This window comes from Micromonospora sp. NPDC049645, assembly GCF_040675155.1.
Taxonomy (GTDB): Bacteria; Actinomycetota; Actinomycetes; order Mycobacteriales; family Micromonosporaceae; genus Micromonospora.
In genome coordinates this window covers 37,448-56,666 of record NZ_JBFAOI010000018.1, presented here as the reverse complement: position 1 = coordinate 56,666, position 19,219 = coordinate 37,448, and the positions used below count along the sequence as shown (strand labels likewise).

17 protein-coding genes are annotated in these 19,219 nt (G+C 71.6%); 7 read left to right on the top strand and 10 right to left on the bottom strand.

All coding sequences use genetic code 11. From position 1 onward, the window contains the following. Nucleotides 1-86: 86 nt before the first annotated feature. Nucleotides 87-530 (bottom strand): hypothetical protein, encoded by a 444-nt coding sequence (locus tag AB0J33_RS28100; RefSeq protein WP_363617580.1) that lies wholly within the window; start codon nucleotides 528-530, stop codon nucleotides 87-89. Nucleotides 531-627: 97 nt separating this feature from the next. Here AB0J33_RS28100 and AB0J33_RS28095 point away from each other — a divergent pair, with 97 nt between their 5' ends. Then, a complete protein-coding gene (locus AB0J33_RS28095; RefSeq protein WP_363617578.1) occupies nucleotides 628-1,080 on the top strand; it encodes a MarR family winged helix-turn-helix transcriptional regulator in 453 nt (150 codons plus the stop codon). 6 nt (nucleotides 1,081-1,086) lie between these two features. Here AB0J33_RS28095 and AB0J33_RS28090 read toward each other — a convergent pair whose 3' ends face one another. From AB0J33_RS28090 to AB0J33_RS28080, 3 genes are all read right to left on the bottom strand, one after another. Beyond that, on the bottom strand, nucleotides 1,087-1,773 hold the full coding sequence (locus AB0J33_RS28090) for a hypothetical protein (protein ID WP_363617576.1): 687 nt from the start codon (nucleotides 1,771-1,773) through the stop codon (nucleotides 1,087-1,089). An 83-nt stretch (nucleotides 1,774-1,856) separates the two neighbouring features. Further along, nucleotides 1,857-2,318, bottom strand: coding sequence for a peroxiredoxin (locus AB0J33_RS28085; protein ID WP_363617574.1), 462 nt, complete (start codon nucleotides 2,316-2,318; stop codon nucleotides 1,857-1,859). Between the two features lie 45 nt (nucleotides 2,319-2,363). Continuing rightward, nucleotides 2,364-3,197, bottom strand: coding sequence for a patatin-like phospholipase family protein (locus AB0J33_RS28080; protein ID WP_363617572.1), 834 nt, complete (start codon nucleotides 3,195-3,197; stop codon nucleotides 2,364-2,366). Nucleotides 3,198-3,276: 79 nt separating this feature from the next. On the opposite strand from AB0J33_RS28080, the gene AB0J33_RS28075 reads away from it, so the two are divergent. Further along, a complete protein-coding gene (locus AB0J33_RS28075) occupies nucleotides 3,277-4,005 on the top strand; it encodes an SDR family oxidoreductase (protein WP_363617570.1) in 729 nt (242 codons plus the stop codon). A gap of 38 nt (nucleotides 4,006-4,043) precedes the next feature. Here AB0J33_RS28075 and AB0J33_RS28070 read toward each other — a convergent pair whose 3' ends face one another. The 3 genes from AB0J33_RS28070 to AB0J33_RS28060 form a co-directional block, all read right to left on the bottom strand. Next, a complete protein-coding gene (locus AB0J33_RS28070) occupies nucleotides 4,044-4,169 on the bottom strand; it encodes a hypothetical protein (protein WP_363617568.1) in 126 nt (41 codons plus the stop codon). Continuing rightward, nucleotides 4,166-5,578 carry an OFA family MFS transporter gene (locus tag AB0J33_RS28065; protein ID WP_363617566.1) on the bottom strand — a complete coding sequence of 471 codons (1,413 nt, stop codon included), beginning with the start codon at nucleotides 5,576-5,578 and terminating at the stop codon, nucleotides 4,166-4,168. The genes AB0J33_RS28070 and AB0J33_RS28065 overlap by 4 nt, the downstream gene beginning before the upstream one ends. Nucleotides 5,579-5,836: 258 nt before the next feature. After that, entirely contained in the window at nucleotides 5,837-7,264 is a 1,428-nt protein-coding gene (locus AB0J33_RS28060) for a DHA2 family efflux MFS transporter permease subunit (RefSeq protein WP_363617564.1), read from the bottom strand. Between the two features lie 104 nt (nucleotides 7,265-7,368). Here AB0J33_RS28060 and AB0J33_RS28055 point away from each other — a divergent pair, with 104 nt between their 5' ends. Beyond that, nucleotides 7,369-8,046: a TetR family transcriptional regulator gene (locus AB0J33_RS28055; protein WP_363617650.1), complete on the top strand. Its 678-nt coding sequence runs from the start codon at nucleotides 7,369-7,371 to the stop codon at nucleotides 8,044-8,046. A 39-nt stretch (nucleotides 8,047-8,085) separates the two neighbouring features. Here the strand turns inward: AB0J33_RS28055 and zwf are convergent, their stop codons facing one another. Then, entirely contained in the window at nucleotides 8,086-9,465 is a 1,380-nt protein-coding gene (gene zwf / locus AB0J33_RS28050) for a glucose-6-phosphate dehydrogenase (RefSeq protein WP_363617562.1), read from the bottom strand. A gap of 622 nt (nucleotides 9,466-10,087) precedes the next feature. Here zwf and lanKC point away from each other — a divergent pair. The 4 genes from lanKC to AB0J33_RS28030 all read left to right on the top strand — a co-directional run bounded on the left by lanKC (nucleotide 10,088) and on the right by AB0J33_RS28030 (nucleotide 16,356). Next, entirely contained in the window at nucleotides 10,088-12,676 is a 2,589-nt protein-coding gene (lanKC, locus tag AB0J33_RS28045; protein WP_363617560.1) for a class III lanthionine synthetase LanKC, read from the top strand. A gap of 5 nt (nucleotides 12,677-12,681) precedes the next feature. Further along, on the top strand, nucleotides 12,682-12,801 hold the full coding sequence (locus AB0J33_RS28040) for a SapB/AmfS family lanthipeptide (RefSeq protein WP_013734295.1): 120 nt from the start codon (nucleotides 12,682-12,684) through the stop codon (nucleotides 12,799-12,801). Nucleotides 12,802-12,874: 73 nt separating this feature from the next. After that, entirely contained in the window at nucleotides 12,875-14,602 is a 1,728-nt protein-coding gene (locus AB0J33_RS28035; protein WP_363617558.1) for an ABC transporter ATP-binding protein, read from the top strand. After that, complete coding sequence (locus AB0J33_RS28030; RefSeq protein WP_363617556.1) at nucleotides 14,599-16,356, top strand: ATP-binding cassette domain-containing protein; 1,758 nt, start codon at nucleotides 14,599-14,601, stop codon at nucleotides 16,354-16,356. Before AB0J33_RS28035 ends, AB0J33_RS28030 begins: the two co-directional genes overlap by 4 nt. An 18-nt stretch (nucleotides 16,357-16,374) precedes the next feature. On the opposite strand, the gene AB0J33_RS28025 is transcribed toward AB0J33_RS28030, so the two are convergent. Next, nucleotides 16,375-16,959 (bottom strand): response regulator transcription factor, encoded by a 585-nt coding sequence (locus AB0J33_RS28025; RefSeq protein WP_363617554.1) that lies wholly within the window; start codon nucleotides 16,957-16,959, stop codon nucleotides 16,375-16,377. A gap of 122 nt (nucleotides 16,960-17,081) precedes the next feature. After that, entirely contained in the window at nucleotides 17,082-17,687 is a 606-nt protein-coding gene (locus AB0J33_RS28020; RefSeq protein WP_363617552.1) for a response regulator transcription factor, read from the bottom strand. Between the last annotated feature and the right edge of the window lie 1,532 nt (nucleotides 17,688-19,219).

Sequence of the window (19,219 nt, the reverse complement as noted above, 5' to 3'; positions counted from 1 at the left end):
CCGTCCCATCCCGACCTGACCGCGCGGCGAGACCGACGCCCAACTGGTTTCCGGGGTCGGCACCCCGGCGGTCGGCTGGGGACTAGTCAGGCAGGAGTGGCGGCCAGTTCGGCGTTGGCCCGTTGGGTGACCAGGGTGAGCGCGCGGGCCGCGGCGTTCGCCTCGTCGGTCGGGATGTCCGCGTACAAACGGGCGCTGATGCCCGCGGTGGCCTCGGCGATGCGGGCCTGCACGGTGTGACCGGCGTCGGTCAGGCGTAGCCGGGTCGCCGCGTCCGGGTCGGTCTGGGCGAGCTTCGCGTCGACGAGGGTGGCGAGCACCCGTCGCACCTCCTGCTCGTCGACCTTCAGGGTGCTGGTGATCCGTTGGGTGAGCTGGGCGCGTTCGACCGGGCCGTGGGCGAGGGCGTTGAGCACGAGCACCTGCTCGAACTCGACGCCGAGGGTGGTGGCGGCTCGTTCGAGCAGGGCCCGGGTGGCGTAGTGGGCCTGGCCGATGACCTGGCCGTTGAGGGTGGGGACGGTGGACATGGGTGCCTCCTTCAAAACGTTGGACACACCAACGTTGGTGTCGCCAACGTAGCACCCGATCGTGGGTCGCGCCAATGATTCCTGGTAGTCTGTGCCCATGGATTCCACGGCCCCGCAGTCACCCGCCGGGCTCAGCACCACCCCGAGTTGGCTGCTCAACCAGGCCGCGACCCACGCCGCCCGGCTGCTCAGCGAGGGCTTCGCCGCGCACGACCTGCGCGGCTACCACTACCGACTGCTCGCCACCCTGGCCGAGGAGGGGCCCGCGAGTCAGGCCGACCTCGGCCGTCGCTGCGGCATCGACCGCAGCGACGTGGTGGCCGTCATCAACGACCTGGCCGGCCGGGGGCTCGTGGTGCGTGCCCCCGACCCGGCCGATCGCCGCCGCAACGTCATCAGCGCCACCGTCGCCGGCGTCGACGAGGCCCGCCGGATGGGCGACACCGTCGAGCGCGCCCAACGCGACCTGCTCGCCCCCCTGTCCACCACCGAGCGCGAGCAGCTGACGCGGCTGCTCACCCGACTGGTGCGCCACCACAGCGGGCACTGACCCGCCTCAGCGGACCTCGCGCAGCTCCGCCAACCGGGCCTCGATCTCGGCCAGTTCGGCGCGCAGCTTCTCCGCCTGCTGCTCCGCCTCGGCCCGTTCGGTGCCCAGGATCTGCTCCACCGCCTCCTGCACACCCGGCACGTCGACGAGGGCCACCATCTTCAACGCCTCGGCCGGCTTCACCACGTACGGCTTCGCCAGTGCCTTGCTGCCCTGCTGGGCGGCGACGGTCCACTCGCCGTCGGCGTACGCCAGGGTCACCGTGAGGCCGGCGGGGCCCTTCGGCTTGACGGCCTTGACCGCCCGCCGCGCCGGCGGCTTCTCCGTCTGCTCCACCTTCGGCTCCTCCTGTCGCTGCGCGGGCACCCGCGGCGTGTCCAACACGAACTCCGGCGTCGGCGCCGCGGGCGGCTCCTGCGGCTCGGGCTCCGGCTTCGGCTCCGCCACCCGACGGCCCACACCCTTGGGCGCCACGGCCAGGTCGGCGGGGGAGAACGGCAACTCGTCGCGACCGAACCGCACCACCACGAACTCGTCGGACACCTCGGGGTCGGTCAGCTCGATCACCTGACCGACCTGACCGGCGATCTGCCCCGCCGACGCGGTGAACACCACCCGTGGCTTACGCCCGGCCGCCAACGCCTCCCGGATGCTCTGCACCTCGTTAGTGGACAAACCCTGGCCGGCATCCATCACAACCCTCTTCCGTACACCTGTTTGATTGCTGTCTTGATACCAGCCGACTGCGACACCCGCCGCACGGGGCCCACGCCCACTCAGCCGCCCAACGCCCGCAGCGCCCGGTCCGCGTGGTCGTTCATGCTGACCTCGCTGTGGATCACCTCGACGACCCGCCGGTCGGTGCCGATCACGAACGTCATCCGCTTCATGCTCAACGGCCCCAACGGCACCCGCCGCTTGACCCCGAACTGCTGCGCCACCGTGCCGTCGGCGTCGGACAGCAGCGGATAGTCGAAGCCGTGCAGCTTCGAGAACTCGGCCTGCTTGGCCACCGGATCCCGACTGATGCCCACCCGCGTCGCGCCCAACGCGGTGAACTCCGCCGCGAGATCGCGGAAGTGGCAGCTCTCCGCCGTGCACCCCCGGGTCATCGCCGCCGGGTAGAAGAACAGCACCACCGGCCCGCCCGCCAGGAACTCCGACAGCCGCCGCGGCGTGCCCGTCTCATCCGGCAGCTCGAAATCCTGCACCTCGTCGCCGACACCCACACCCGCCACCGCGCACCTCCGTCGTCTGATCGACCGCGCGGTGAGCGTAAGCGATCACGCCCAGAGCGCCGCCACCTCGTCGGCCACCACATCGGCCTGGGCCCGCCCGGCCCGAGCCGCGCCCGCCCGCCGCGCAGCGTCGAGCACGTTGCGGCCGATCGCCGTGCGCGCCGCCGCGTCCGGGGTCAGCACCACCACCCGCGAACCGGCCGCCCGCAACGCGTCCACCTGCGCCGACAGCCGCGGCATCGGCCCGATCGCCGCCGACGTCGGCGCGAGCACCAGCACCCTGCGCGCGTCCGCCGCCAGGTCCGCGTTCACCGTCGAGCGCATCCCGCCGTCGACGAAGCGGCGCGCGCCGATCGTGACCGGCGGCCACACCCCGGGCACCGCGCAACTCGCGCCCACCGCGTCCACCAGGGACACCCCGCTGTCACTGTCGAACACCACGAACTCACCGGTCGACGCGTCCACCGCCGTGATCAGCAGTCGTCGCTGCGGCCAATCCGGCGACGGCAGGCGGGCCTCGATCACCGCGCGCTGCGACGCCTCCGACGGGGTACGCGCCGCGACCGCCATCGCCCCGATCCGCGCCCGCGAGCGCACCGCGTCGCGGGTCCGACCACCGGCCCAGATCAGCCGCGCCAGCACCGCGAAACCCAACCGTGCCGCCACCTCACTCGACGGCGGCGTCAGCTGCTCGGCGTAGAACCGCTCGACGGGCAACCCGGAGCACACCTGCGCGCCGACGATCGACCCCGCCGACGTGCCCACCACCAGATCCGCCTCGGTGACCGGCACGCCCCGCTCGGTCAGCCCGGCCAGCAGCCCCAGCTCCCAGGCCACCCCGGTCACCCCGCCACCGCCGAGCACCAACGCCCGTTGCATGTGACTCTCCTCTCGACGGCCGACCCGCGCCGGTCACGGTAGCGTCGGCGCAGCTCTTGCGCAGACCCTGGGAGGCACCGTGGCACCCGTCACCGTCATCACCGGCGGCGGCCGAGGCATCGGCGCGGCCACCGCCCGCCGGCTCGCCGCGACCGGTCACCACGTCGCGCTCTGCTACCGCCGCGACGAGGCCGCGGCCACCGCCGTCCTGGCCGATCTGCGCGACGCCGGCGCGCAGGCCATCGCGGTACGCGCCGACACCACCGACCCCGACCAGGTGGCCGCCCTGTTCGACGCGGCCGGTCAGCTCGGCCCGCTCACCGGCCTGGTCAACAACGCCGGAGTCACCAGCCTCATCGGGCCCTTCACCGAGCTGCGCGTCGAGGACCTGCGCCGGGTCGTCGATGTCAACCTGGTCGGCTACGTGCTCTGCGCCCAGCAGGCCGCGCGGCGGCTGACCGACGGCGGGGCGATCGTCAACGTCTCGTCGGCGGCCGCGACCCTGGGCAGCCCGGGGGAGTACGTGCACTACGCCGCCGTCAAAGCCGCCACCGACACCCTCACCGTCGGCCTGGCCAAGGAGCTGGCCCCGAGGGGCATCCGGGTCAACGCCGTCGCACCCGGCATCGTGCGCACCGACATCCACGCCGACTCCGGGGTGCCCGACCGGGCCGACTCCGCCGTCGGCCGCATTCCGCTGGGCCGTGCCGGCGAACCCGACGAGATTGCCGCCGCCATCGCCTGGCTGCTCGGCCCGGACGCCTCGTACGCCACCGGGACGGTGCTGCGCGTCTCCGGCGGTCTCTGAGCACGCAGTTCGCGCGATCGGAGACCGCCGGATCCGGCTCAGTGGGTGAACAGCTTCGCCGCGGTGATGACGGTCTGCGCCACCCCGTAGCCGAGCAGCGCCGCCACCACCAACCAGGAGATCCACAACCGGGCCTGCTGCCCGTTACGGCTGTCGTCGCTCATCGCGTACCGCTCCTCTGCGCCATCTCGTCGTCGGTCGTCCGCTGCTCCGCCGGCGGTTCGTGGTAGCGCTGCGGCACGGGCCGCACCAGCAGGTTCGCCACGAAACCCACCGCGAGGACCCCCACCATGGTGAACAGCGCCGGCCGGTACGCCTCCGCCGTCAACGAGCCCGGTTTGCCCTGCGCGTCGAGGAACCCGTTGACGATCAGCGGACCCGCGATGCCCGCCGCCGACCAGGCGGTCAGCAGCCGACCGTGGATCGCCCCGACCTGGAAGGTGCCGAACAGGTCGCGCAGGTACGCCGGCACGGTGGCGAACCCGCCGCCGTAGAACGACAGGATCACGCACGCCAACAGCACGAACAGGGCCGTCGAGGTCTGCCCGACCAGCGCCAACAGCGCGTACAGGACCATGCCGACGCCCAGGTACACCAGGTAGATCGGCTTACGGCCGATGATGTCCGAGGTGGACGACCACACGAACCGGCCGGCCATGTTGAACAGCGACAACAGACCCACGAACCCGCCGGCCGCCGCGACGGTCACCGCCGAGGTGCCGTTGTCGCGGAAGAAGTCCTGGATCATCGGGCTGGCCTGTTCCAGGATGCCGATGCCGGCGGTCACGTTGCAGAACAGCACCACCCACAGCAGCCAGAACGAGCGGGTCTTCACCGCGTTCGCCGCCGACACGTTCGCCGTGGTGACCAGCGGTTTCGCCGCCACGCTCGCCGGGTCGAAGCCGTCCGGCCGCCAGTTGTGCGCCGGCACCCGCACGTTCGCCACCCCGAACATCATGATCACGAAGTAGCCCAGGCCGAGCGTCACGAACAACCACACCAGTGCGGTGCCCGAGGCCGTCGACCCCGCGTTGGCCGGGTCGTAGCCGGCGTCGTAGAACGACAGCAGCTGCCGCGACAGGGGAGAGGCGACCATCGCCCCGCCACCGAAGCCCATGATCGCCAAACCGGTGGCCAGACCCGGCCGGTCCGGGAACCACTTGATCAGGGTGGAGACGGGGGAGATGTAGCCGATGCCCAACCCGATGCCGCCGAGCAGACCGTAACCCAGATACAGCAGCCACAGCTGCTTCGTGGCGATGCCCAGCGAACCGACCAGGAAACCCGCCGCCCAGAAACAGGCGGACACGAACATCGCCTTGCGTGGCCCGTTCGCCTCCACCCACGTTCCGGCGACCGCGGCGGACAACCCGAGCATCACGATCGCGATGCTGAAGATCACCCCGATCGCCGTCTGACTGGTGTCGAAGTGGGCGATCAGCGAGTTCTTGTAGACGCTGGTCGCGTAGACCTGACCGATGCAGAGGTGGATGGCCAACGCCGCCGGGGGAATGAGCCACCGGCTGTAGCCGGGCGGCGCGACGGTGTGCCGACGATCGAGTGCGGAAAGCATGGGCTGCTTCCTCTCCGATGAGGACGAGAAACGTCGCACCCACCGTGCCCACTGCACTCGTACCCGGCAAACCTCACGGTCGCCGGACGGTCGCTCCGCTGAGCTGAGCGGTCAGTCAGCGCCGAGGCGGTGCGCGTCGTGATCGACTCGGCTTCCGGACAGCCGGGGTGTCACGGCAAAGCGACACCACGACATGCCGGAAAGCCGAGTCGATCACGCCGCCGCGGGAGGCCGACAGTGCCGGCCTCCCGCGCGCCCTCAGGCCGCGACCGCCGCCTCGGCGACCCGTTCGGCGTCGGGACGCAGTTGCGGGGTGGCGAGCGAGGCGACCAGGTTGACGATCGCGAAGACGGCGGCGATCAACAGCCCACGGTGGAACCCGTCGACCAGCGCCTGCTGCTGACCGGCACCGCGACTGAGCGCGTCGGTGACGTGGGTGACCGACAACGTGGTGACGATGGCCAAGCCCAGGGCCCCGCCGACCTGGTACACGGCGGTGACCACACCGGACGCGGCGCCGGCCTCGTGGTGTTCGACGTCGGAGATCGCGGAGATCTGGGCGGGTACGCCCAGCGTCGTGATGCCCAGACTGAACAGCAGCAGGCCGGGCAGCAGCTCGCCGGCGTAGGAGCCGGTGGCGCCCGCCCCACTGAGCAGCAGCAGGCCGATCACGCTGAGCAGCGCGCCGATGATCTGCAGGGTGCGGGTGCCGAGTCGGTGCACCAGTTGGGTGGCGACGGCCGCGCCGGCGATGGCCGTCGCGCCCATCGGCAGGAACTGCAGGCCGGCGGTCAGTGGCGAGGCGCCGCGGACCTGCTGCAGGTAGAGCGCGGTGAGGAAGAACATCGACAGGAACGCGGCGCCGTTGAGCGCCAGCGCCCCGCTGGAGACACTCAGCGCCCGGGAGCGGAACAGTCGCAGCGGCACCAACGGCGCGGCCGAGCGCGCCTCGACGCCGACGAAGACGGCCAGCAGCGCGACCCCGCCGATGAGGGTGGCGAGCACCTGCGCCGAGCCCCAGCCGGCGGACTCGGCCCGGACCACGCCGAACACGACGGCGAGCAGGCCGGTGGTGCCGAGGACCGCCCCGAGCGCGTCGAAGGTCCGGGTGCCGGGCTGCGAGTGTCGTACGGCCGCCACGAAGGTCGGCACGATCGCCACGAGCGCGATGACGATGGGCACGTTGACGAAGAACACCCACCGCCAGCTCAGCGCGTCGACCAGCAGGCCGCCGGCCACCACACCCAGTGTTCCGCCGAGCCCGGCCAGGGCGCCCCAGATGCCCATGGCGATGTTGCGTTCCCGTCCGTGCGCGAACGTGACGGTGAGGATGGCCAACGCCGCCGGGGAGAGCAACGCGCCGCCCAGGCCCTGCACGGCGCGCGCGGCGATCAGCAGACCGGGCGAGGTCGCGAGTCCGGCCAGCAGGGACATCGCACCGAACAGCACCAGACCGACGATGAAGATGCGGCGGGCGCCGAGCAGGTCGGCGGCACGACCGCCGAGCAGCAGGAAACCACCGAAGAGCAGGGTGTACGCGCTGATCACCCATTGCAGATCGTCGGGGGTGAAGCGGAGATCGGTCTGGATGTTGGGCAGCGCCACGTTCACGATCGTCACGTCGAGGATGACGATGAACTGCGCCACCGACAGCACCGCCAGAGTTGCCCAGGGACTACGTCGCATGCCTATCCCATCGGAGAGAAGACGTCACGCACGGCGCCGTGTACGCCGTACATCTACAACGTATACCGGCCTGTGTACGTAGTACACTAGAAGTTGTGGCACGTATGAGCAAGGACACCCCGCAGCGTCTCGACCCCACCGCGATCGTCGCGAGCGCCCTGCGCATCGCCGACGCCGAGGGCCTGTCCGCGATCACCATCCGTCGGCTGGCCCAGGAACACGGCGTCACCCCGATGGCGCTCTACCGGCACTTCCGGGACAAGGACGACCTGCTCGACGCGCTCGCCGCCCGCCTGCTCGCCGACATCCGCCTGCCCGAGCCGAGCACCGCACCCTGGGACGAGCAGGTCCGCGCCATCCTGGCCGCCTGCCTCGCCGCGCTACGCCCGCACCCCACCGTCGCCGGGCTGGTCCCCACCCGGATCCTGCTGTCCGAGCCCGGCCTGATCCTGGTGGAGCGCATGCTCGCCCTGCTCGACGGGGCGGGCTACCCCCCGGAGCAGGCCACCGAGATCGGCAGCCAGGCCTTCTGCTCCCTGGTGACCCTCGTTGCCACCGAACCCGGCGCCACCGAGAGCACCGACCCGGACACCCGCGACCACGCCGTGCGCGCCAAGCGGGCGGCACTTCAGGCGTTGGCGCCGCAACGCTTCCCGCACGTCCTCGCCGCCGCCGACGCGCTCACGCTCCGCGGCGACCGGGACGGCTACTACGACCTGGGCATCGAATTCGCCGTCGCCGGCATCCGCGGCATCCGCCCGGCGACCCGTGCCACCGGGTGACCCCGACCCGCACCGCCCACGATCGGTGCGGGGCCGCCGCTACCGCAGGTCCGGGGTGTGCCAACCGCCGGCCAGAGCATCGGCGTCCGCCGGACCCCAACCGCCCTTCTCGTACGACTGCACCGCCGTCGGCAGATCCAGGATCGGCTCGACGATGCGCCACTCCTGCTCGATCGTCTCGGCCCGCGCGAAGCGCAGGTGCTGCCCGTCCATCGCGTCGTCGAGCAGCCGCTCGTACGCCTCCTGACGACGGCCCAGGGCCGCACCGAAGTCGACGGACAGGTCCACCGGACGGCTCGCCACCTCGGCACCCGGGCTCTTCGCCTGGATCGACATCGTGATGCCGTCACCGCGCCCGAGGCGGAACCGCAGCAGGTTCGCGGCGGTCGCCGTGCCCCGCTCGGCCGGAATCAGCGACCGCTGCGGCTGCTTGAACTCGACCACGACCTCCGTCGCCGTCCCCGGCAGCGACTTCCCGGTCCGCAGGTAGAACGGCACACCCTCCCAGCGGGGAGAGTCGACCGTCAACCGGGTCGCCACGAACGTCTCCGTGTTCGAGTCCGCCGGCACACCCGGCTCGTCGCGGTAGCCGGCGTACTGACCCCGCACGGTGGACTCCGGCGACAGCGGCGCGATCTGCCGCAGCACCGCGGACTCCGCCTCCCGGAACGCCTCGGTGTCCTCGCTTGCCGGCGCCTCCATCGCGATCAGCGCGACCACCTGCAGGATGTGGTTCTGCAACACGTCCCGGGTGGCGCCCACCGTGTCGTAGAAACCGGCCCGGCCCTGCGTGCCGAACCCCTCGGCCAGGGTCACCTGGATGTTGTCGATGTGCTCGTTGTTCCACAGCGGCTCGAACAGCCGGTTGGCGAACCGGAAGGCGTAGAGACTCTCGACGGCCTCCTTGCCCAGGTAGTGGTCGATGCGGAACACCCGCTCCGGGGCGAAGGCCGCGCCCAGCGTGCGCTCCAGCTCGCGGGAGGACTCCAGGTCACGCCCGAACGGCTTCTCCACGATCACCCGACCCCGGTCGGCCAGACCGACCGCCGCGAGACCCTCGACGACGGAACCGAACACCGCCGGAGGGATCGCCAGATAGAAGACCGGTCGCTCAGCGCCCCGCAGCCGCTCGGCCAGCCGCTCGTACGTGGCCCGGTCCGCGTAGTTACCGGAGATCATCGCGAGGTTGCCCGCCAGCCGGTCGAAGACCTCGTCGTCGACCTCGTCGTTCGCCTCGGCGACCGACTTACGGGCCATGGTGACCAACTGCTGGTCATCCCAGGGGGAGCGGGCCACGCCGATCACCGGCACGTCGAGGCGGTCGCGCCGGGTCAACTCGTACAGCGCCGGGAACAACTTCTTCGAGACGAGGTCACCGGTGACACCGAACAGCACTACCGCATCTGAGCGCATGTGCATGGCACTTCCATTCGATCATGTGATTCTGATCTTCCGAACGGAGAACCGCGCGACCCGCTCCGGGCATTCCCTGACGAGCGGCGCACGTGAGGTCGGCGACAGCGACGGCGCTTACCTTGATGAAGGATTACGGTCCAGGTGTGGCGCAGGTAACGTCCGACCCCACATGATCGAACAACTTCGATCATCATAAGGCCCAGGATCCCGAGGCTCCACCCCATCCCACCAACGCCGCACCTGGGAAGGGCTCAGAAAAGCCTGCCACGGTACGGATATGCGGGCGACCCCGCACCCTCTCCCAGAGCAGCACCTCGGCCTCTGGCAGCGGCAACTCGGGGAAGTCCGGTACGCACCCGGCGTCTCCGGGACGGCGGCCAGGAATCCCCAGCAGTCCTCCAACACCTGCCGCAGCCTCGCTCATCGCCACGCGCCCACGCGGACGGTAACGGTCGTAGCGGCACACGCCGCCGCCCCGGCAGCCCTGACTTTTGTCACGAACACCTGTGCACCTCACATCGAAGCTCATGACTAACTGCACTGTGGCCCGACCCGTCCCGTCCACGAGACTCGATCCAGAACGCCGGCACGACAGCCGGCCAGGTTCGAGACGGGAGGCGCGACGGTGGACGAGCGCTACGACAGCTACTGCGCCGCGGACCGACTGTTCTACGACTCGCTCGGCACCGCTGTCGCACAGCCCCTCTTCCCGGCCGCCGACCGGCCGGTGCCACCCGGATGGCGCCGCGAACCGCTCGACGACTGGTTGATCTACGGCCCGGACGGCGGCTCGCTGCCACAGCAGGGCTGGAAGATCCACGTATCGGCCACCCTGGCGAACGCCGAGCGCATCCTCGACACCGTCTGGGACTACTGCGTACCCCGTGATCTGTCCTTCAAGTTCCTGCGCGGACCCCGCACCCTGCTACTGCGCAACTCCAAGTACGCCGCGCGAGCCGCCAGCGGCAAGTTCATCACGGTCTACCCACGCGACGAGGCCGAGCTGGAGCTGACCTGCAAGGAACTCGACGAACTGCTGACCGGAGAGCCCGGCCCGTACGTCCTGAGCGACCTACGCTACGGAACCGGACCGATCCACGTGCGCTACGGGGGCTTCGCCGCCCGCTACTGCCACTCCCCGGACGGCCAGGTCGTCCCCGCGATCGAGGACGACTCCGGCACGCTCGTGCCGGACCGCCGCGAACCCGTCTTCCACCTGCCACCCTGGATCACCCTGCCCGACTTCCTCGGCCCACACCTCGCCGCCCGCAACGACACCAACACCAACGAAGTGCCGTACCGCATCGAGCGGGTCATCCACTTCTCCAACGGCGGCGGACTGTACGTCGGCCGGGACCTGCGCACCGACACCCAGGTCGTACTCAAGGAAGCCCGACCGCACGCCGGCCTGGACGCCGACGGCACCGACGCCGTCGCCCGGCTGACGAAGGAGGCCACCGCCCTGCGGCAACTCGCCGACCTGCCGCAGGTCCCACGAGTACACGACGAGTTCACCCTCGGCGAGCACCGCTTCCTCGCGCTCGAATTCATCGAGGGCCGGCCACTGAACAAGGCGCTGGTCGACAGGTACCCCCTCATCGACGCCGACGCGACGCACGACGACAAGGTGGCCTACACCCGCTGGGCCCGACACGTCTACGAACAGGTCGACGACCTCATCACCGCCATCCACCAACGCGGCCTGGTCTACGGAGACCTACACCTGTTCAACATCATGATCCGCCCCGACGACCGGGTCGCCCTGGTCGACTTCGAAGTCGCCGCCCCGATCACCGGGCACCGCCGACCCGGGCTACGCAACCAGGGCTTCGCCGCACCACGGGACCGCACCGGACCGGCGGTCGACCGCTACGCCCTGGCCTGCCTGCGACTGGCGCTGTTCCTGCCGCTGACCCAACTGGTCCGCCTCGCCCCCGCCAAGGTGAGCCACCTCGCCGACATCATCGCCGCGAACCTCCCGGTGCCCCGGTCCTTCCTCGACCCGGCGGTCCACGACATCACCGGCGAACCACCCACCACCACCGACACCCACGCGCACCTCGGCGACTGGCCGACCCCGCGGGACCGGCTGACCACGGCCATCCTGGCCAGCGCCACCCCCGACCGCGACGACCGGCTCTTCCCCGGTGACATCGAACAGTTCCGCACCGGCGGCCTCAACCTCGCCCACGGCGCGGCAGGCGTCCTGTACGCCCTGCACCGCAGCGGCGCCGGCCGCCGACCCGAACACGAGCAATGGCTGGTACGACGAGCAACGGCACCCCCCTCCGGCACCCGCTGCGGCTTCTACGACGGCCTGCACGGCGTGGCCTACGCCCTGGAACACCTCGGCCGCCGACAGGACGCCCTCGACGTCCTCGACATCTGCCGCAACCAACCCCTCGACGGGCTCGACCACAGCCTGGCCAGCGGACTGTCCGGGATCGCCCTCAACCTCGCCGAACTGGCCGCCCGCACCGGCGAGACGACGCTACGCGACGCCGCCTGGCAGGCCGCCGAACGCGTCATCGACCAACTCGCCGACGACCCCGGCCCGGACACCAGCGGCGGACGCCACCCGTACGCCGGGCTGCTACGCGGCCGCACCGGCGCCGCGCTGATGGCGCTACGACTGTACGAGCTGACCGGCGACGACGACCTGCTCCAACACGCCGCCACCGCCCTGCGGCAGGACCTGCGCCGCTGCGTGCTACGCCCCGACGGCGCGCTGGAGGTCAACGAAGGCTGGCGAACCATGCCCTACCTGGCCAACGGCAGCGTCGGCATCGGACTGGTCATCGACCAGTACCTACGCCACCGCGCCGACGACCAGTTCAGCGAGGCCAGCGCCGGGATCCGCCGCGCGGCACGCTCACCGTTCTACGCCCAGGCCGGGCTCTTCGCCGGCCGCGCCGGCATCATCACCTACCTCGCCGCCTCGACAGACGACACCGACCGCCGGGAACTCGACGCGCAACTGGACCGGCTGTCCTGGCACGCGCTGCCATACCGCGACGGCACCGCCTTCCCCGGCGAGCAGCTGCTGCGACTGTCCATGGACCTCGGCACCGGCACCGCCGGCGTGCTGTTCGCGCTGGCCTGCGCCCACCACGACGGGCCACCGACGCTGCCGTTCCTCACGCCCCTCCCGGGCGCACAGACCCCCTCGTCACCGCGAGGGCGATCTTCTCGACCAACGAAGGAAAGGAGGTGAACGACATGGCGCTTCTGGACCTCCAGGGCCTGGAGATGGCTCCGGCCGACCGCACGGGTGGCGGTAGCCGGGCGAGCCTGCTGCTCTGCGGCGACAGCTCGCTCTCCGTCACGACCTGCAACTGATCCACTCGCACTCGGGGCCCTGGGTGGGTAGACGTACCCACCCAGGGCAACCGCGCACCACCGGGAGGCACCGATGTCGGCGTTCGCCACGGGGGACCGGCTGCTACGGCGCACAGCCCTGGCCGGCGGCGGCTGGACCGCCACACTCGCGGCGGTCGCCGTACTCGGCGCGACCGCCGAACTCCTCCTCCCGGCAGCCCTCGGCCACGCCGTCGACACCGCCCTCACCGGCGGCTCCGGCTGGTGGACGGCCAGCGCCTGCGCACTCGTCCTCGCCCTCATCTGCGTCGACACCCTCAGCGACCTGGCCACCGGACTCGGCGCGGCCCGCGCCACCGCAGGGCTACGCCGCCACCTCCTGCGCCACCTGTTCGCCCTCGACGTCCGCGCCACCCGCCGCCACCCGGTCGGCGACCTCGTCGGCCGGCTGGTCAGCCAGGCCGCCGACACCGGACAGGCCGGCAACGCCCTCGTCCTGGCGACGGTGGCGATCCTCCCACCGCTGGGCAGCGTCGTCGCGCTCACCATCATCCACCCGGCCCTCGGAGTCACCCTCCTCGCCGGTCTCGGCCTCCTCACCGTCCTCATGCGCGCCTTCGTCACCGACGCGTCAACCGTGACCGCCAACTACCAACGCGAACTGGGCAGCATCGCCGGCCGACTACTGGAGTCACTGACCGGCGCCCGCACCATCGCCGCCGCCGCCACCACCCACCGCGAACAAGAACGCGTCCTCGCCGCCCTCCCCACACTGGGCCGACACGGCCAACGCGGATGGACACTGCTGGCCCAGGCGAGCGCACGCACCGCCGCCGTCGCGCCACTGCTGCACCTCAGCGTCGTCGCCGTCGGCGGATACGCCCTCACCGCCGACTGGCTCACACCGGGACAACTGGTCGCCGCGGTCCGCTACGCGGCCGTCGGCGCCGGCCTCGGCGGCGTCCTCGCCACCCTCAACCACCTGGTCCGCAGCCGCGCAGCCGCCCACCGCATCGCCGAAGTCCTCGCCCAGCCCACCGCACCGACCGGCACCCACCCCCTACCACCCGGCGGCGGCGCACTACGACTGCGCGGAGTGAGCGTGCACACCGACGACGGCCGCCACATCCTGGACCGAATCGACCTGGACGTACCAGCCGGATGCACCGTCGCCGTCGTCGGCACGTCCGGCGCCGGCAAATCGACCCTCGCCGCGGTCGCGGGACGACTACACGACCCCGACGCCGGCGACGTACACCTCGACGGAGTGCCCCTGCGCCACCTCGACCCGGCGGCGCTGCGCCGGGCCGTGGGCTACGCCTTCGACCGACCCGTATTGATCGGCGCGACCATCCACGACGCCATCGGGCTGGCCCTGCCGACCCAGTCAGCGACACCACCACCTCACCCGACCCCGGCCACACCCGCGGTCCTCGCCGCCACCCAGAGCGCCGCCATCGCCGACGTGGTCGAACGACTCCCCAACGGCTACCGCACCCCACTGGCCCACACACCGCTGTCCGGCGGCGAAACCCAACGACTCGGCCTGGCACGCGCCTTCACCGCCGAGCGACTACTCATCCTCGACGACGCCACATCCAACCTGGACACCGCCACCGAACACCGCATCACCCAGGCCACCACCACACACACCGACCAACGCACCCGACTCCTCATCACCCACCGCGCCACCACGGCAGCAGCCGCCGACCTGGTCGCCTGGCTGCACACCGGCCGGCTACGCGGCCTCGCACCACACCACCAACTCTGGGCCGACCCCGAATACCGCGCCGTCTTCACACCGACACACGGCACCCCATGAACCCCGGCGTACGACAGGTGACCTGGCGCGCCGCACTGGCCCGCCGACGGGACCTGACCCGCCTCGGCGGCTGGTCACTCGTCGAGTCCATCCCCGCCCTGCTCTCCGGCTACCTGATCGCCCGCGCCGTCGACGAGGGATTCCTCGCCGGACGCCCCATCGCCGGCCTGACCTGGCTGGGCGCCCTCGCCGTCGCCGTGCTCGTCGGCGCCGCGGCCACCGGCCGGACATACCGGTGCCTCGGCGCCGTCGTCGAGCCGTTCCGCGACCAACTCGCCACCCAGATGGTCCGCGGAGCGCTGCACGACGCCACCCGAACCGGCGGACACCCCGACAACGCCGCCCTCACCCGCCTCACCCACCAACTGGAGATCGTCCGCGACACCTTCGCCGGCCTGCTCATGGTCACCCGCGGCTTCCTCTTCTCCGCCGGCGCAGCCCTCCTCGGCCTCCTCGCCCTGGCACCCGTCGTGGCAGCGCTCGCCGCCGCACCACTGGCCGCCGGCCTGGCCGTGTTCCTCGCCGCCCTACCGGCGATGATCGCCCACCAGCGCGCCTACGTCCGCACCGGCGAACACCTCGGCCACCGCGCCGCCACCGCGCTGACCGCACACCGCGACGTACTGGCCTGCGGCGCCCAAGCACGCGTGACCACCGACGTGGAACACCAGGTCTCAGCCCAGGCCAACGCGGAACGCACCCTCGCCCGGATGGCCGCGATCCGCAGCCTCAGCCTCGGCATCGGCGGCTGGCTCCCCCTCATCGTCCTGCTGATCGCCACACCGTGGCTGGTCGAGCAGGGCATGACCGCCGGCGCGGTGCTGGGCGCACTCATCTACATCTCCACCGGCCTGCAACCCGCCCTGCACACCCTCCTGCAGGGCATCGGCGGCGGTGGACTGCGCTACCTGGTGACCCTGGAGAACATCCTGCGCACCTACCCCGAACCCGAACCACCCCGCCCGACCAGACCCCACACCCGACCCCGCACCACCACCGACCCCACCCCAGCCGTCGAGATCCGAGACCTGACCTTCCGCTACGGCCCACGCGCCCGACCCGTCCTGGAAAACCTCTCCCTGACCCTGCACCACGGGGACCACCTCGCCGTGGTGGGCCCCAGCGGCACGGGCAAGTCCACCCTGGCCGCCCTCCTGGCCGGCCTACTGACACCCCAGACCGGCACGATCCACCTGGCCGGCGACCCGGTCACCGGCACCGAGCCAGCCATCCTCGCCCGCAAACGGGTGCTCGTACCACAGGAGGCGTACGTCTTCACCGGCACACTCGCCGACAACCTGCGCTACCTCCGACCCGACGCCGACGACCACACCCTGCAAGCCGCCATCGACGCGCTCGGCGCACGTCCCCTCGCGACCCGCCTGGGCGGCCTCACCGCGCCGATCACACCGGCCCTGCTCTCCAGCGGCGAACGACAACTCATCGCGGCGGTCCGGGCCTGGCTCGCGCCCGCCCCGCTGATCATCCTCGACGAGGCCACCTGCCACCTGGACCCGGCGCTGGAGGCAACCGTCGAAGACGCCTTCGCCCGCAGACCCGGAAGCCTGGTCGTCATCGCCCACCGCATCAGCTCCGCCATCCGCGCCCACCGGGTGCTGATCCTCGGCGACGCCGCGCCCCTGACCGGCACCCACGAGCACCTGCTGACCCACTCCACGGCCTACCGGCTGCTCGTCGGCCACTGGGAGGAACGCGCCACGCCGCCCCTGGCCACGCCGCTGCCACCCACGTGAACCGCCCACCCACACCGGTCAGATCCAGCCCGCCTCACGCGCCACCCGCACCGCCTCCACCCGAGTACGCGCACCAACCTTGCGGGCGATCCGACCAAGATGGTTGCGGACCGTCCCACTGCTCAACCCCAGCGACACCGCGACCTCCGCCACCGGCGCCCCCTGCGCGGTCAACGCCAACACCTCGGTCTCACGACCGGTCAACGGACCACCCGCGTGCAGCGCCGCGACGACGAGGTCCGCATCGAGCACCGGCTGCCGTCGCGCGAGCAGCCGAATCCCCTCAACCACCCGCTGCGGAGTGACATCACTGCGCAGAATGCCGACCATCCGCGTCCCGCAGCGCATCCCGCGCAGCCGACCCGCCCGCCGCGGATGGGCCAACACCAGCACCGGACACCGGCCGAGACGGCTGGCATCGACCCCCTCGACGAAATCCAGATCAGCCACCACCACGTCGGGACGTTCATCCCGCACGGCCGCGGGAACCGCGTCGCCCCGGTCCACCTTCGCCACCACCCGGATGTCGTCCTCGGCAGCCAGGACGAACGACAGCGCGCCCAACACCAGGGCACTGTCCAACGCGAGCAGGGTACGGATCATCACGAACCTTCCCGTGCACCCAGCAACGATCACTCATCGTCAGCATTCAAACACGCATCAGACCCATCCGCACGACGGGGGAGCGGGCCCGGTCGAACCACCGGACCCGCCCCGTCGACCGGCTACAACCACCCGTCACACCGTGCCCGCCACACCGCCTCCAACCGGTTACGCGCACCGGTCTTGGCGAGAATCGCCGACAGGTGATTGCGCACCGTCCCGTGCGCCAGATGCAGCCGAAGAGCGATCTCCTTCAGCGGCAGACCCTCGGCGGCCATCCGCAGCACGTCCATCTCCCTCGGCGTCAACGGACTCTCCGTCGGCCACAACACCGCCGCCGCCGCGCTCGGGTCCAACGCTCGATCCCCGGCCGCAACCGTGCGGATCGCCCGCACCAACTCCGGCAGAGAACCATCCTTGCCGACCAGACCCCGCGCACCCGCCGCCAACGCCGCCTCCACCAGCGACGGACTCCACCGAGGACTCATCGCCAACACAGCGACCTCCGGCGCCTCCACACCGATCCGGGCCACCGCCTCCACCGGATTGGGCAGATCCGGCGTCAACGCGAGCACCACCACCTGCGGACGGCACCGCCGAACCACCCGCACCAACTCGCCGACACCCTCGACATCGGCGACAACCTCCATGTCCTCCTCACCCGACAGCGCGGCGCTCAGCGCCCCGCGCAGCAAACCCATGTCCTCGGCGACAACAACGTGGATCACCACGTCTCTCCGATCTCAGGTACGCGTCGGACCGTCACCACCCCGGACAACCCACAGGGCTCGGCACGGCCGGTCACGCGCGACGGACGGACAGGCATCGGCCCGCAGCGCCGTCACCTACCGACACGCACGGGCACCCAGTCGGCCCAGCGGTCGACCTGCCGGAGCAGACCAACCCCCACGACCGATCCAGCCCACGTCAGCCAGGCCGCGCACTCACCGCCGAATAGCCGGCTCCCACCACGAGTGGCAGCACGTCGAAAACCTGTGCAGAGCAGCTGGGCGACGGCCGGACCACCGGCGACCCGGCCCCCGACCCGGGCGCCGATCTGTCGCTCGCACCGGCAGCATCGTGATCGGTCGGTGCCACCGGCCGCACCGGACTGCCCGCCCCGGCGGGCACCGGACCCGACCACCCGACGCCGCGCCCGACCGAAGCCGCGCCGCTCACCGAAGCGACAGCCAACACCAACGCCACCGGCGCCGATGGCGTCGGCGGCGGAACCGCGCCGCGTACCGCGACGACCGTCGTACGCGCTGGCGACGCCCACGCGGCCGGTGCGGCCGGCGGCGCCGGGCTCAGCGCGTCGGACACACCCGCGGAAGCGCCCTCGGGCGCTGTCGGCGTGGGTAGCCGCGGTGACGGCACAACGATCACCTCGCCGAGAGCGGCGTCGACGACCCGGTCGAGCACGCTGACGACGGGCCCGATCGTCGGGTGGAGCACGCCGCGCACGGCGTGCAGCGACCGATCGGCGACCAGCCCCGCCGTGGAGGACACGACGGGAAGCACGACCGGGCGCGCAGGCCGCATGGGGTCGACGGGGAGCACACCCGGTCGCGGAGGCCGGACGGAATCGACGCCCATCGGGACCCGGCCGGGGAGCGCGGCCCGACGCTGCCGTGTGTCAGCGGTCGTATCCGACCGGGGATCCGGCAGTCGTTCTCCGCGCTGCGCCGCGCCGCGCGCCACGTCCAGGGCGACCTGGGGGAGCGGCGTCGCCCGGGACGAGCGCGCGTCCAGCCCTGGCGCCGCCGCCGGTGGCCGGATGCCGCCGGGGGAGACGACCTCGCTGGCGCGGCTCGGCGCCCCGGGGCGACCGTCGTCGATTGTCGTGACCTGCTGGTGACGCCGCTCGGGAGCCTCGCTGAGACCGAGTCGGACAACCCGCTCGACCAGGACGCCGCCCTGCTGATGACGTCCGCCGCCGGAACCGTCGTCACGCCCGTCCGCGGCGGCCGGCTCCTGAAGCAGGACGGCCACGACAACGCCAGCCCCGACGGCGGCCAGGAGCAGCGCCCACCGTCGGACGAACGTGCCAACCTGGTCGGCGGCGAGCAGAGAAACTCGGCTCGGCGCGGGCGTGGACGCGGTTCCAATGACGGGACATCGCACGCGGACACGACCCCTTCGCCTCGGACTGCTGACTCATCGTAGCGATGTGGACGCAGGAACGCACCCGGCGACCTTCCGATCACCGTCCGTCGCCTTCGTTCGTCGGTGCGACGGCGAGCCATACGCCTGCTGCGGA